Below are 14,151 nucleotides of genomic sequence, written 5' to 3'. Positions count from 1 at the left end.
GTCCATTAACTGGAGCGGGAGCGTTGTAATTCGTCATTATGAGAGAAATTCTTGACATTCAAAAACAGCTCTTACCGGATCTAATGGACATTATGAAGAAACGCTACTCGATCCTACAGCATATTTTGGCTTCCGGTGTGGTGGGACGAAGAACGTTAGCCTCTTCGCTGGATATGACGGAGCGCGTGCTTCGCGGCGAGGTAGACTTCCTTAAGGAGCAAGGCCTGCTTGAGACCGATGTTACGGGGATGAAAATCAGTGAATCTGGCCGTCAATTGTTAGAAGCGATGGAACCGATTATTAAGCTGGCTTTTGGTCTGACGGATTTGGAAGAGAGCATACGTCAAGCATTCGGGATGTCACAAGTAATTGTAGTCCCTGGAGACTCTGATACTTCGGACTTTACGAAGAAGGAACTAGGGCGAGCGGGAGCGGCAGCATTACGCAAAAATGTGACCAAAGACGATATTATCGCTGTAACCGGCGGGTCGACGATGGCGCAAATTGCGAACAACCTAGCCATATCGTCTCGAATGAAAGGGAGCTGGTTCGTTCCGGCGCGCGGTGGACTTGGCGAAAGCGTGGATATGCAGGCGAATACGATTGCCTCCATTATGGCCAAGAAGACAGGCGGGAAATATAGACTGCTGCATGTTCCAGATCACCTTGGTGAAGAAGCGTATCAGACGCTTATCCAAGACCCTCAGATTCGGGAGGTTGTAGAGGCGGTGCGCAGTTGTCGCATCGTAGTACACGGAATCGGGGATGCTATGGTCATGGCGCGAAGACGTAAAGTCGATAGCGAGACGACGCGTAGCCTACAAGCCGAAGGGGCTTTAGCTGAAGCGTTCGGGTACTATTTCGACCGAGAAGGTAATGTGGTTCACAAGATGCCGACCGTAGGACTTCGGCTGGAGGATCTCCAGTTGACAGAAGTTGTTATCGGCGTGGCCGGCGGTAAGAGTAAAGGGGAAGCGATTGTTTCTGTACTTCGACATGGGCAAGAAGATGTGCTCGTGACGGATGAAGCAGCTGCCTTAGAGATTATGAAACATGTATGAAAGCCATCATGACGCGTGTCTTATAGACCCGTCTTGAAATATAATTATTTTTTTAATCTTAGGAGGAATTCGCTATGGTAAAAGTAGGTATTAACGGTTTCGGACGTATTGGACGTAACGTGTTTCGCGCAGCTTTGAACAACTCAGAAGTACAAATCGTTGCAGTAAACGATTTGACAGACGTTAAAACTTTGGCGCACTTGCTCAAATACGACACAACTCACGGTAAACTAGACGCTACAGTTGAAGCTGGCGAAGGCGAATTGATCGTTAACGGTCGTTCCATCAAGGTATTTGCTGAGCGTGACCCTGGGAACTTGCCTTGGGCATCTGTAGGCGCTGAAATCGTTATTGAATCCACTGGTATTTTCACAGCGAAAGAAAAAGCATCCCTTCACTTGAAAGGTGGAGCTAAGAAAGTTATCATTTCCGCTCCTGCTTCCGACGAAGATATCACAATCGTTCTGGGCGTTAACGAAGATAAATACGATCCAGCTGCACACACAATTATCTCCAACGCTTCCTGTACAACAAACTGTCTGGCTCCTTTTGCAAAAGTTATCAACGATAGCTTTGGTATCGTAAAAGGTATGATGACAACAGTTCACTCTTACACAAATGACCAATCCGTTCTGGACGTTCCTCATAAAGACCTTCGTCGTGCTCGTGCAGCAGCTGAGAACATCATTCCTTCCAGCACTGGCGCAGCGAAAGCAATCGGTCTGGTTCTTCCTGAGCTTAAAGGCAAACTAAACGGTATGGCTATGCGTGTTCCTACGCCTAACGTATCCGTTACAGATTTGGTTGTTGAATTGAAAGTTAACGTAACTGTTGACGAAGTTAACGCAGCTTTGAAATCAGCTTCCGAAGGTCCGTTGAAAGGCATCTTGAACTACACTGAAGATGCGCTTGTATCCAGCGACTTCAATGGCGATCCGGCTTCTTCCACAATCGATGCTCTATCCACAATGGTAGTTGGCGACAATATGCTGAAAGTGGTTTCTTGGTACGATAACGAGTGGGGTTACTCCAACCGTGTCGTTGACTTGGTAGATTTCATCGCTAAAAAAGGTCTATAATTCATAACTAACACACAGGTGTACACATAAAGAGGAGAAGCGATTCTCCTCTTTATGTGTGATTTTCCATATATGAGGGTGTACGAACTATTACATGTTCAGGAGGCTATGACCAATGAATAAGAAAAGTGTTCGCGATGTTGAAGTAGCAGGTAAAAGAGTATTTGTTCGCGTTGATTTCAACGTACCTTTGGAAAACGGTCATATTACAGATGACACACGCATCAGAGAAACACTGCCTACGATCAAGTTTCTTGTTGAGAAAGGCGCAAAAGTCATTTTGGCGAGCCATCTCGGACGTCCAAAAGGCCAAGTTGCCGAGGAGCTTCGCTTGACACCAGTAGCAGCAAAACTTGCTGAACTGCTTGGGCAATCCGTTATAAAAGCAGATGAAGCGATCGGTGAAACGGTTAAAGCGCAAGTAGCGGCCTTAGAAAACGGAGACGTTCTCTTGCTTGAAAATGTTCGCTTCTACGAAGGCGAAGAGAAAAATGATCCAGCTTTAGCGCAAGCTTTCGCTGAACTAGCTGATCTCTACGTTAACGATGCATTCGGCGCGGCTCACCGTGCACATGCGTCTACAGAAGGCATCGCTCATCATCTGCCTGCTGTAGCTGGTCTATTGATGGAAAAAGAGCTGGATGTACTCGGCAGAGCGTTGAATCATCCAGAGCGTCCTTTCACAGCGATCATCGGTGGCGCGAAAGTGAAAGACAAAATTGACGTCATCAACAACCTCCTGAACATTGCAGACAACGTGATCATTGGCGGCGGTCTGTCCTATACATTCTTAAAAGCGCAAGGTAACGAAATTGGTAAATCCCTTGTGGATAACGAAAAACTTGATCTAGCGCTTAGCTTTATTGCTAAAGCCAAAGAAAAAGGCGTGAACTTCCTGCTTCCTGTTGATATCGTTGTTGCTGATAAATTCGGCGCAGATGCGAATACACAAATCGTAGGCGTTGACGGCATTCCCGCAGACTGGGAAGGCATTGACATCGGGCCGAAAACGCGTGAAATCTACGCGGACGTGATCGCGAAGTCCAAGCTCGTTGTTTGGAATGGACCGATGGGCGTATTTGAAATCGAGCCTTTCTCCCATGGAACTCGCGCTGTAGCTCAGGCTTGTGCAACAACTACCGGTTATACAGTTATCGGCGGAGGAGATTCCGCAGCAGCAGCAGAGAAATTCCACTTGGCAGATCAAATGGACCATATTTCCACAGGTGGCGGAGCTTCCTTGGAATTCATGGAAGGTAAAGCATTGCCAGGCCTAGTTGCCTTGAACGATAAATAAATAATGCTTAGACGGCCAGTTTCTGGCGAAGATTTTCGCCATGCTTACGAAGCCAATTTTTCTAAAGAAAAATTTTAGGAGGCGTACCGAATGAGTAGAAAACCCATTATCGCGGGTAACTGGAAAATGTTCAAAACGGTTTCTGAAGCCGTTAGCTTCGTGAATGAAGTGAAAGGTAGTGCTGTAGAAGGCGTTGAGAGCGTAATTTGTTCTCCGTTCACGAACCTGCCTGCTCTGGTTGAAGCTGCGAAAGGTACATCCGTTCATGTAGGCGCACAAAACCTGCATTTTGAAGACAATGGCGCGTTCACAGGCGAAATCAGCGGCGTTATGCTGAAAGATCTGGGCGTGAAGTATGTCATTATCGGACACTCGGAGCGTAGAGCTTATTTCGCTGAAACTGATGAGATCGTGAATAAGAAGGTTGTTGCTGCATTCAAACACGGCTTAACTCCGATTCTCTGCGTAGGCGAGAAGCTCGAAGAGCGTGAAGCGGGACAAACCAAAGACGTTTGCAAAGTGCAAACGGAAGCGGCTTTCCAAGGGCTTAGCGCTGAACAAGCTGCACAAGTCGTAATCGCATATGAGCCTATCTGGGCGATTGGCACAGGTAAATCATCTACAGCTGAAGATGCACAAGATGTTATTGGCTATATCCGTCAGCTTGTGAGCGGTCTTTATGGCGCATCCGTTGCTGATGCGGTTCGTATCCAATATGGCGGCAGCGTGAAGCCTAATAACATTGCTGAATATATGGCACAGCCTGACATTGACGGCGCACTTGTAGGCGGAGCGAGCTTAGAGCCAGTTTCCTACATTCAACTCGTCCAGGGGGCGAAATAACATGTCTAGACCGAAACCGGTAGCACTCATCATTCTCGATGGCTTCGGACTTCGCTCGGAAGAGCAGGGGAATGCGGTTGCTCATGCCAAAAAACCAAACTACGACCGTTACTGGTCGACTTATCCACATACTACCTTAACAGCTTGCGGTGAAGCCGTAGGTTTGCCAGAAGGCCAGATGGGGAATTCTGAGGTAGGACATTTGAATATTGGCGCAGGCCGTATCGTTTATCAGGACCTTACTCGGATTTCCAAATCGATTCGTGATGGCGAATTCTACGATAACGAAACGATTCTTGGCGCAGTTCGTCACGCGAAAGAGAACGGAAAGAAGCTGCACTTATACGGGCTGCTTTCCGATGGTGGCGTACATAGTCACATTCAACATTTGTTCGCTTTGCTTGAACTGGCCAAAAAAGAGCAGTTTGATGACGTGTATATCCATGCTTTCCTCGACGGCCGCGATGTGGCTCCGGATTCTGCGAAGGGCTACATGGAAAGCTTGCTGAACAAAATCGCAGAAGTCGGCGTAGGTAAAATCGCGACCGTTCAAGGACGCTATTATGCGATGGATCGCGATAAACGCTGGGAACGGACGGAGAAATCCTACCGTGCCATGGTTTATGGCGATGCTCCCCAATATACCGATCCGATGAAAGCAATCGTCGAGTCCTACGAGAAATCCGTCTTTGACGAGTTCGTCATGCCAACCGTTATTGTTGGCGAGGATGGCAAGCCGGTAGGTCTCGTAGAATCAGGCGATTCGGTTATCTTTTTTAACTTCCGTCCTGACCGTGCAATTCAACTTTCACAAGTGTTCACGAACGAAGATTTCCGCGGGTTCGACCGTGGCGAGAACGTGCCTAAGAACTTGTACTATGTATGTTTGACATTGTTTAGTGAATCCGTAGACGGCTTCGTTGCGTACAAGCCTAAGGATCTGGATAACACGCTCGGCGAGGTGCTGGCTCAGAACAATCTCAAGCAGCTTCGCGCCGCAGAAACAGAGAAATATCCACACGTTACTTTCTTTTTCAGTGGTGGTCGTGATGCGGAATTACCGGGTGAAACCCGCCTTCTCATTCCTTCGCCGAAAGTAGCTACCTACGATCTTAAGCCTGAGATGAGCGCTTATGAGCTGGCAGATGCTGTTGTACAAGAGATTGAAGATGAGCGTCAAGATGTTATTATTTTGAATTTTGCTAATCCTGACATGGTTGGTCACTCTGGCCTGCTGGAGCCGACAGTCAAAGCCATCGAAGCGACAGACGAATGCTTAGGTAAAGTCGTTGATGCGATTATTGCCAAAGGTGGCGTGGTTTGTATCACAGCTGACCATGGTAACGCGGATCTGGTTACAAATGCCGATGGAACGCGCAATACAGCACATACAACCAATCCGGTGCCTTTTATTGTGACGGACAAATCTGTTACACTAAGAGACGGTGGAGTTTTGGCAGATATTGCACCAACGATGCTCGACTTCTTGCATGTGCAACAACCGGTACAAATGACCGGAGCTACCATCATTAAACGGTAATTATCAACCTATTATAAAAGGAGTGTTTCTAACAATGACTATTATTTCTGATGTTTATGCACGTGAAGTTTTGGACTCCCGCGGTAATCCGACTGTTGAAGTAGAAGTATACCTTGAATCCGGCGCTTTCGGCCGTGCAATCGTTCCTTCAGGCGCTTCCACAGGTGCATACGAAGCGGTTGAGCTTCGCGATGGTGACAAAGGTCGTTACCTTGGTAAAGGCGTTCTGAAAGCTGTTGAGAATGTTAACGAAATTATCGCTCCGGAAATCATTGGTTTAGACGCTTTGGACCAAGTTGGCATCGATCACAAAATGATCGAACTAGATGGCACGCCTAACAAAGCTAAATTGGGCGCTAACGCAATCCTTGCTGTATCCATGGCTGTAGCTCGCGCAGCTGCTGACGCTTTGGATGTGCCTTTGTATGTATACCTTGGCGGATTCAACGCAAAAACATTGCCAGTTCCTATGATGAACATCATCAATGGCGGCGCGCATGCCGACAACAATGTTGACGTTCAAGAGTTCATGGTTCTGCCAGTAGGCGCTCCAACTTTCAAAGAAGCTCTTCGCATTGGCGCTGAGATTTTCCATAGCTTGAAATCCGTACTGAAAGACAAAGGCTTGAACACGGCAGTAGGCGATGAAGGCGGCTTCGCACCTAACTTCACGTCTAACGAAGAAGCGATCACAACCATTCTTACTGCAATTGAAAAAGCAGGTTACAAACCAGGCGTTGACGTATTCCTAGGTATGGACGTTGCTTCCACAGAGTTCTTCAAAGATGGTAAGTACCACCTTGAAGGCGAAGGCAAATCTTTCACATCCGCTGAATGGGTTGATTTCCTTGCTGCATGGGTTGATAAATACCCAATCATCACCGTGGAAGACGGCTGTTCCGAAGACGATTGGGAAGGTTGGAAATTGCTTACTGAGAAATTGGGCAACAAAGTTCAACTCGTTGGCGATGACTTGTTCGTTACGAACACTGAGCGTCTATCCAGAGGCATCGAGGAAAACATCGGTAACTCCATCTTGGTAAAAGTAAACCAAATCGGTACGCTTACTGAAACTTTCGACGCGATCGAAATGGCGAAACGCGCTGGTTACACTGCAGTTATCTCCCACCGTTCCGGCGAAAGCGAAGACAGCACAATCGCTGATATCGCAGTAGCTACAAACGCTGGCCAAATTAAAACAGGCGCTCCGTCCCGTACAGATCGCGTTGCTAAATACAACCAACTTCTTCGCATCGAAGATGAGCTGTTCACTGTAGCTCAATACGCTGGTAAAAAAGCTTTTTACAACTTGAGAAACTTCAAGTAAGTTTCTGCGTAATGTATAACTAAATAAACCGTGAGGGGATTACAGCATGAGCAATTGGTTGAAAACTATTTTATTTATAATAGGATCAGCACTGCTTACACACATGCCGCTGATCCCCTCTTCTTTTTTTCGAAATCTAGACACAATGGTTCATGAGTTTGGGCATGCGGCTATGACATTGGCGCTCTCTGGCAAAGTGATGTACATTGAGTTGTATGCGGATCACAGCGGGGTGACTTATTCCTCGATAACGAAAGCATGGGCGCTTATTCCGGTCTCGCTTGCCGGATATTTTACAGCCTCTTTGTTCGCTTGGTTTCTTTTCTCCGCTTATGCAAGAGGGAAGCAAAGATTCGGGCTGCAGGTGATGATCGCACTTGCTGTCTTGTCGTTAGTGCTGTTCGTACGCAATATGTTCGGCGTGACCTGGCTAGTAGGCTTTGTGGTGCTGACGATTCTTGTGTTGACGTTGACGCCAAAATGGTTACGAGACTTTTACTATCTGCTCGTTGCTTTCATCTGCTTGGAGGAATCGGTTTTTGGGCCGTTTTCCTTGATTGTTTATGCGGTGCAAAGCTCACGTCGGGCAGGAGATGCAACCAATTTGGCCCTGCATACGGGTGTTCCTGCGGTTCTTTGGGCGCTTGTATTTACACTGTTCTCTTTATGGTGCGCCAAGGGAGCAGTGCAAGCTTTTCTCGGACGAAATAAGGGTGTTAAAACCTCAAGCCCGCAGCCTGCGACTCCATCCTATCGTGACTAGCTCGTTAGTGTCGATAATGTAGTAGAATGAGAACAGCCTTTTCTTGTAATCTAGGACAATCTGTGTTAAAATATTCATGCTAGTTGTATAGGCAAAGATCAGGCAATTGGGGTGCAAACATGGTAATCTTTATGAAAATTTTGTTGATCATAGCTTCGGTCGGATTAATTGCAATTGTACTGCTTCAAAAAGGTAAAAGTGCAGGATTGTCCGGTGCTATTTCTGGCGGTGCTGAACATTTATTCGGTAAGCAAAAAGCACGCGGTTTGGAATTGTTCCTGTCCCGTTTTACAATGGGGCTTGCTGCTGCATTTTTCATTCTCTCAATTGTCGTAGCATACGTAGTGAAGGGCTAACACACATAAAACGATAACAGCAGGGGAAATCTACTCCTGCTGTTTTTTCATTTTATTAAGAAAGTATCAGCTGCTGGAAACCCAGCTGCTTTCTTAGCCATTCATCTGGTAGGAGTTGGACGTCATTGAGACTAGGGTATACAGGTCGACAGCCCCGTTCTATTGGTTAGGGAGTGGAGCGAATCAGGAGACAGGTATTCTGATGATTCACGGATTCACGGGTTCACCTTCGGAATTCAGGCGAATTGGGTACGAATTGCAGGACCAGGGGTACACCGTTAACGCGGTGAGGCTTCCTGGACATGGGACGACACCCGAGGAGATGATTCGCACCGGATGGACGGATTGGTATGGGCATGTGCTGGAGAGTTATGATTCGCTTGCAGTTGTATGTAAGCGTGTAGTTGTTATGGGTCATTCGATGGGGGGGCTACTTGCATTGAAACTAGCCGTGGAACGTCATACTGCAGGCGTGATTTCGCTTGCAACACCGATCTTTCTGGCTACTAGGAAAACAATGCTCGCAGTACCGCTCCAGCATTTCATTAAGTATGTAGAAAAGAAGCCCAAACAGATTCCCACTTTGTTAGATGAGTCATGTGCATATACCAAAACGCCGATTCGTTGCGTGGTTAGTTTGCGTAAACTAGTAAAACAAGTTAAAAAATTGCTACCCCAAGTGCAGGCTCCAACATGGATCGGGCAAGGGACGAAAGATGCTATCGTGTTAAAGGAAAGCGCTGCTTACTTACATCGGCAGATTCGTTCTGAAGTGAAAGAAATTCATTACTATCCAGAGTCCTCACATGGCATGCTGCTGGATCAAGAAAGAGATCGAATCTATGCAGATATTTCCGCGTTTATCCAGTCCTTGCAATTGCAATACTATGAATTAATGGGAACTGGTACAGCAGAGGAGTAGAAGCTCAACCAACAACAAGAAGGTGAAGAGACAATGATAACAGATAAAGAAATATTGAGTTTTATGCAAGAAGTGGCTTATAAGCCAATGACCTATCAGGAGCTTGAGAAACATTTCGGGATCGAAAACGCGACTGATTTTAAACATTTTCTCGAAATATTGAATCAACTAGAGCAGGATGGTTACATTCTTAAAGCTCGGAATGAACACTATGGTGTTCCAGAACGGATGAATTTATTGCGCGGTAAGTTGCAGGCGCATGCTAAAGGTTTTGGATTCCTCATTCCTGATGATCGGGAGCATCCAGACGTATATATCAACGCAAATGACTTGAATACAGCGATGAACGGAGATATCGTTTTCGTAAGAGTTACGGCGAAGAGCCAAGGCGGCGGCCGGATGGAAGGCGAGGTTGTTCGCGTTATTAAGCGCGCCAACACGCAAATTGTCGGTATTTTTCAGAGCCAAGAAACTTATGCATTCGTCATTCCAGATGATAAGCGCGTTTCAAGAGATATTTTCATCCCTCAACATGCGTTCATGGGAGCGGTGACAGGCCAGAAGGTCGTGGTAAAGCTCGTTAGCTATCCGGAGGGCCGAGCTGCGGCTGAAGGGGAAGTCATCGAGATTCTGGGTCATAAAGATGATCCAGGTGTTGATATTCTAGCGATTGTACGCAAATTCCAACTGCCTGAAGCTTTTCAAGAAGAAGTGGTTGTGGAAGCTGAGGCGGCTCCTGACGCGATTAGTGAAGAAGAATTAAAAGGGCGCAGAGACCTTCGTTCGAAGCGTATTGTGACGATTGACGGAGAAGATGCAAAGGACTTGGACGATGCCGTTAACGTAGAACGATTAGAAAATGGCAATCTCTTATTAGGCGTTCATATCGCTGATGTTAGTTACTATGTGAGTGAAGGTACTGCCCTTGATATCGAGGCATATAACCGCGGATGTTCGGTCTATTTAACCGATCGTGTTATTCCGATGCTGCCGCATCGACTTTCCAATGGGATTTGTTCGTTGAATCCACGCGTCGATCGTTTGACGATGTCATGTGAAATGGAGTTTGACGAGCAGTTGAATGTCGTTAAACATGATGTGTTTACAAGTGTGATTAAGACCAGTGAGCGAATGACGTATACAAATGTGCGTAAGTTATTGAAGGATGAAGAGATAGAGCCAGAGCTGCGGGAGCGTTACGCTTATCTGATGGATGACTTTAAGCTCATGGAAGAGCTCTCGATGAGACTGCGTGCGAGACGCATGAAGCGTGGGGCAATTGATTTTGACTTTGAGGAGTCCAAAATCATCGTCGATGCCGAAGGCAAAGCTACGGATATTGTAAAAAGAGAACGTTCGGTTGCCGAAATGATGATCGAGGAGTTCATGTTGGCTGCGAATGAAACGGTTGCTGAGCACTTCCACTGGTTGAAAGTGCCATTCCTTTATCGGGTTCATGAAGATCCAGATGCAGAAAAACTAATGCATTTCATGGAGTTTATTACGAACTTCGGGTATACAGTAAGAGGTAAAGGGAACTCGGTTCATCCTCGCGCTTTGCAAACGTTATTGGAAGAGATCAAGGGTACTCCCGAAGAGACTGTGGTAAGCAAAGTTATGCTTCGTTCGATGAAGCAGGCTCGCTATGATGCGCAAAGCTTAGGGCATTTTGGTTTAGCTGCTGAGTTTTATTCGCACTTTACATCGCCTATTCGCCGTTACCCCGATTTGATTATTCATAGAGTGATTCGTGAGGTACTGGAAAGCGGTACTTTGTCCGATAAGCGGATTGAATATCTAGCTTCACGGATGGACGATATTGCGCGTCAATCTTCGGAGCGTGAGCGCGTAGCTGTTGAAGCGGAACGCGAAACGGAAGCTTTGAAGAAAGCTGAATATATGTTGGATAAAGTGGGCGAGGAATTCGAAGGTATTATTTCTAGTGTTACGAATTTTGGTATTTTTGTTGAGCTGGATAATACCGTCGAAGGGTTGATCCGTCTAAGTGATCTGACTGATGATTATTATCACTACCACGAGATGCAGCATGCTCTGATCGGTGAGCGTACATCCAAAATTTATCGTATCGGAGATAGCGCCAAAGTTCGTGTTGCTCGCGTAAATTTGGATGAGCGCACGATTGATTTTGAGATGGTGGATATGAAAGCTCGCGGTAATAAACCGAACTTCATGCGTGGAGGCGGCAAGCCAGGCTTTAAGGGACAGGGCAGCGCTGGTGGAGATCGCGGTCGTAATGCAGGCGGACGTGGCAAACCAGGCGGCTTCAGCGGTGGTAAAAACGGTAAAGGCAAGGGTGGATTTGCTGGAGGTAAAGCTCGCAAAGGCGGATCTAAGGCTGGAGCTGGAGGCGTTTTGAAAGCTGATAGCAGCTTGAGCACGAGGCTTGAGGCTGTGGGAGCAGGACGCACGGAGAGCGGTAGTTTAAGGTCCGGATCAGATGGCGCTGGTCAGGAGCGTGGCAACAACGCTGGAGGCGCAAGAGCAGGTCGCGGTAGAGCCGGAGCTGAGCAAGTGAGAGGCAATGTTGGAGGCGGAAGTGCGGGTCGCGGCGAAGGTGGAGCTGAGCGAGGGCGAGGCAATGCTGGAGGAGGAAGAGCGGGTCATGGCGAAGGCGGAGCTGAGCAAGTGAAAGGCAATGCTGGAGGAGGAAGAGCGGGTCGCGGAGAAGGCGGAGCTGAGCAAGTGAGAGGCAATGCTGAAGGCGGAAGAGCGGGTCGCGGAGCAGGCGGTGGAAGCTTCGGTAAGCGATCTGGTGGGAAGCGTAACAAGGCTGGTGACGGAAGCTGGGGAAGTAAACCGGGCGCTGGTCGCAGCGAAACTGGAAGCGCAGCGGGTGAAGGTACTACCGGCGGCAAGAGAGGCCGCGGTGGGATCGCGCTTGGGGGCGAAGCCCAAGCGGGAGGCTCATCGTCCGCTTCGCGCAGCGCGGGCGGTAGCGATTGGGCGAGCGGCGTAAACGCGCTCGCCAAGGGTAGTCGCCGTCGCAACGACGACGGAAGTGGCGAAAGCAAGAAGCGGCGCAAGTAACGCCGCTTCTTGCTTTTCGTCTACAGAATTGCTACAATGAGTTGCACATTGTAGCAAGATTTACCTGCATGAGCGGGAGGAGGATCTCACGTGGCAACCAAAAAGGCCGATGGCAAATTGCTCGCCCAGAACAAAAAAGCGTCACACGATTACTTTATTGAAGAAACGTATGAGTGCGGTATTGTCCTGACCGGCACGGAGATCAAATCCTTACGAGCAGGCAAGGCGAACTTAGGCGACAGCTTTTCTACCATTCGAAATGGGGAAGCTTTTGTACACAATATGCATATTAGTCCTTTTGATCAAGGCAACCGAAGCAATCCGTTGGATCCAACGCGTACGCGTAAGCTGCTTTTAAAAAAGGTACAAATTGCTAAGATGCTTGGTCAGGCGAAACAAGAAGGTTATACCCTTGTTCCATTGAAAGTGTATATCCGGAATGGTTACGCGAAGCTTTTGATCGGCATAGGAAAAGGGAAAAAGCAGTTCGACAAGCGTGAATCTGCAGCGAAAAAGGATGCACAGCGAGATATTCAACGTGCTCTGCGTGAGAAGCAGAAGATTGCCAGATAGCTGGCGAGTCCATACTGGAAGGCAGCACCTCTACTTCCATCAACCTAGTCGTTCATTTTGCCGCAGCATGTGTTATACTAATTTAGCAGCAAAGATTTGAAAGCAATTTGGCTCAACTGATTATCCTGCTTTTCTTTTACCTTCACCGTCTATGACGGCAACGAAGGCAATCCGGGGGTGTTCTTGGATTCGACGGGGATAGTTTGGGCACGGGTTGCGGGTAGTGGGGACGCGTCCACTATAACAACGCTAAAGCCTATTAAATGGCAAAACACAAAACAACTACGCTTTAGCAGCTTAATAACCTGTTAGCGTGCTCCTCCTCAGCATCGCCCATGTGACTGGGATAGGGGCTCAACTATAGTGGGATACGACGTTTGGTCTCCGCCTGGGGTCGAACGTAGGAAGACAATCAGGCTGACCCAACGCATAGCCGGTTACGGGGCGATGCTCGGGTGACATCAAAACTGTGACTACACCCGTAGATGCCTGTGTGGCGATATTTTCGGACAGGGGTTCGACTCCCCTCACCTCCATACAGCAAATCCACAACCTTGAGGTTGTGGATTTTTGCTTTCTTTGAGAAAATGGATGTATTTCCTATAAACATTACTGCTAATAACTTTAATGAAGTAAAGAAGCATTAAGAGGAGGAATTAAATGCGTAGATATGTTATCTATGTACTTACAGAAGATAAAGTAAAAGTGGAATATCAAGGTCATGATGGAGCTCGACGCAAAATTACTTTTCATGTTGAAGATACGGTAGTTGTGCAGTCAGATAATCCAAACAAGCTGAGACACAGAGGAAGACAGGCTGTTATTAAAAGTTTCATTGGAAATGATTTTGGAAATGTGGTTAAGGCCAAAGTCCAGTTCACGGATAACAAGCGACCTGGGCGAGTCGATCTTGAAGATATTGTTCTCAAAGCATCGCCTGAGCAAGAGAGCAAGGTGGAGCAGGTTAATCTTTCTAAAACCCGTTACTTACCAGAGACAGCTCCAGATTCTCTATTTACAAAAGTTGAATTATCTCGGATGGGGCTTGTTCCACTTCATGATGAAGTGGCTTACGTAAGATATCCAGAGCAACGTCGGGAATACAAACTATTCTCGATTGATGAGACTAGGGAGTCAAAGAGACAGAAATCTTCGTTGTTATTTAAATCCGTCGATAGTACCGAGGATGTTTTAACAAGACGTGCAAACGCAATCAAGGTGCGAGACGAGCAATTTAAATTACTTCCTGCGAGAAATTCCATCGTTGAAACAATGAGCCAGGCCCCGATTAAATTCGGCCTGGCTCATTTTCAGTTTACATGGCATCTTGTCTGGCCCTAAC

Annotated in this window: 12 protein-coding genes and 1 other RNA gene; all 13 read left to right on the top strand. The window is 47.3% G+C overall.

The genetic code is table 11. The annotated features are described in order from the left end of the window. The first annotated feature begins 38 nt into the window (after positions 1 to 38). Entirely contained in the window at positions 39 to 1,061 is a 1,023-nt protein-coding gene (locus tag GK047_RS26685) for a sugar-binding transcriptional regulator (RefSeq protein ID WP_163953482.1), read from the top strand. Between the two features lie 74 nt (positions 1,062 to 1,135). After that, positions 1,136 to 2,140, top strand: coding sequence for a type I glyceraldehyde-3-phosphate dehydrogenase (gap, locus tag GK047_RS26680; RefSeq protein WP_163953480.1), 1,005 nt, complete (start codon positions 1,136 to 1,138; stop codon positions 2,138 to 2,140). Positions 2,141 to 2,255: 115 nt separating this feature from the next. Beyond that, positions 2,256 to 3,437, top strand: a complete 1,182-nt coding sequence (locus GK047_RS26675; protein ID WP_163953478.1) for a phosphoglycerate kinase — start codon at positions 2,256 to 2,258, stop codon at positions 3,435 to 3,437. 90 nt (positions 3,438 to 3,527) lie between these two features. After that, entirely contained in the window at positions 3,528 to 4,280 is a 753-nt protein-coding gene (tpiA, locus tag GK047_RS26670; protein ID WP_163953476.1) for a triose-phosphate isomerase, read from the top strand. A gap of 1 nt (position 4,281) precedes the next feature. Next, positions 4,282 to 5,820: a 2,3-bisphosphoglycerate-independent phosphoglycerate mutase gene (gene gpmI, locus GK047_RS26665; RefSeq protein ID WP_163953473.1), complete on the top strand. Its 1,539-nt coding sequence runs from the start codon at positions 4,282 to 4,284 to the stop codon at positions 5,818 to 5,820. A gap of 34 nt (positions 5,821 to 5,854) precedes the next feature. Beyond that, the gene (eno, locus tag GK047_RS26660; RefSeq protein ID WP_163953471.1) at positions 5,855 to 7,147 is read left to right on the top strand and encodes a phosphopyruvate hydratase; all 1,293 of its coding nucleotides are present in this window, start codon (positions 5,855 to 5,857) and stop codon (positions 7,145 to 7,147) included. A 46-nt stretch (positions 7,148 to 7,193) separates the two neighbouring features. Continuing rightward, positions 7,194 to 7,910: a M50 family metallopeptidase gene (locus GK047_RS26655; protein ID WP_163953456.1), complete on the top strand. Its 717-nt coding sequence runs from the start codon at positions 7,194 to 7,196 to the stop codon at positions 7,908 to 7,910. A 119-nt stretch (positions 7,911 to 8,029) separates the two neighbouring features. Further along, positions 8,030 to 8,266, top strand: coding sequence for a preprotein translocase subunit SecG (gene secG / locus GK047_RS26650; RefSeq protein WP_163953454.1), 237 nt, complete (start codon positions 8,030 to 8,032; stop codon positions 8,264 to 8,266). Positions 8,267 to 8,381: 115 nt separating this feature from the next. Continuing rightward, positions 8,382 to 9,188: an alpha/beta hydrolase gene (locus GK047_RS26645; RefSeq protein WP_275901721.1), complete on the top strand. Its 807-nt coding sequence runs from the start codon at positions 8,382 to 8,384 to the stop codon at positions 9,186 to 9,188. A 33-nt stretch (positions 9,189 to 9,221) separates the two neighbouring features. Continuing rightward, positions 9,222 to 12,236 (top strand): ribonuclease R, encoded by a 3,015-nt coding sequence (gene rnr, locus GK047_RS26640; protein WP_163953450.1) that lies wholly within the window; start codon positions 9,222 to 9,224, stop codon positions 12,234 to 12,236. 90 nt (positions 12,237 to 12,326) lie between these two features. Further along, the gene (gene smpB / locus GK047_RS26635) at positions 12,327 to 12,809 is read left to right on the top strand and encodes an SsrA-binding protein SmpB (RefSeq protein ID WP_163953448.1); all 483 of its coding nucleotides are present in this window, start codon (positions 12,327 to 12,329) and stop codon (positions 12,807 to 12,809) included. Positions 12,810 to 12,982: 173 nt separating this feature from the next. Further along, positions 12,983 to 13,348, top strand: a transfer-messenger RNA (tmRNA) gene (gene ssrA / locus GK047_RS26630). A gap of 121 nt (positions 13,349 to 13,469) precedes the next feature. Next, the gene (locus GK047_RS26625; RefSeq protein WP_163953446.1) at positions 13,470 to 14,150 is read left to right on the top strand and encodes a hypothetical protein; all 681 of its coding nucleotides are present in this window, start codon (positions 13,470 to 13,472) and stop codon (positions 14,148 to 14,150) included. Position 14,151: the final 1 nt, after the last annotated feature.

Origin of the sequence: Paenibacillus sp. SYP-B3998 (assembly GCF_010820665.1) — a bacterium.
Classification (GTDB): Bacteria; Bacillota; Bacilli; order Paenibacillales; family NBRC-103111; genus Paenibacillus_E.
Note: the sequence above shows the minus strand (reverse complement) of the source record. Positions and strands in the feature narration are given on the sequence as shown.

Bases quoted from the DNA above. Each gene is read 5' to 3' on its own strand.
- gpmI (WP_163953473.1), top strand. From the start codon at position 4,282: ATGTCTAGACCGAAACCGGTAGCACTCATCATTCTCGATGGCTTCGGA.
- rnr (WP_163953450.1), top strand. From the start codon at position 9,222: ATGATAACAGATAAAGAAATATTGAGTTTTATGCAAGAAGTGGCTTAT.
- eno (WP_163953471.1), top strand. From the start codon at position 5,855: ATGACTATTATTTCTGATGTTTATGCACGTGAAGTTTTGGACTCCCGC.
- GK047_RS26675 (WP_163953478.1), top strand. From the start codon at position 2,256: ATGAATAAGAAAAGTGTTCGCGATGTTGAAGTAGCAGGTAAAAGAGTA.
- tpiA (WP_163953476.1), top strand. From the start codon at position 3,528: ATGAGTAGAAAACCCATTATCGCGGGTAACTGGAAAATGTTCAAAACG.
- gap (WP_163953480.1), top strand. From the start codon at position 1,136: ATGGTAAAAGTAGGTATTAACGGTTTCGGACGTATTGGACGTAACGTG.
- GK047_RS26625 (WP_163953446.1), top strand. From the start codon at position 13,470: ATGCGTAGATATGTTATCTATGTACTTACAGAAGATAAAGTAAAAGTG.
- secG (WP_163953454.1), top strand. From the start codon at position 8,030: ATGGTAATCTTTATGAAAATTTTGTTGATCATAGCTTCGGTCGGATTA.
- GK047_RS26685 (WP_163953482.1), top strand. From the start codon at position 39: ATGAGAGAAATTCTTGACATTCAAAAACAGCTCTTACCGGATCTAATG.
- GK047_RS26655 (WP_163953456.1), top strand. From the start codon at position 7,194: ATGAGCAATTGGTTGAAAACTATTTTATTTATAATAGGATCAGCACTG.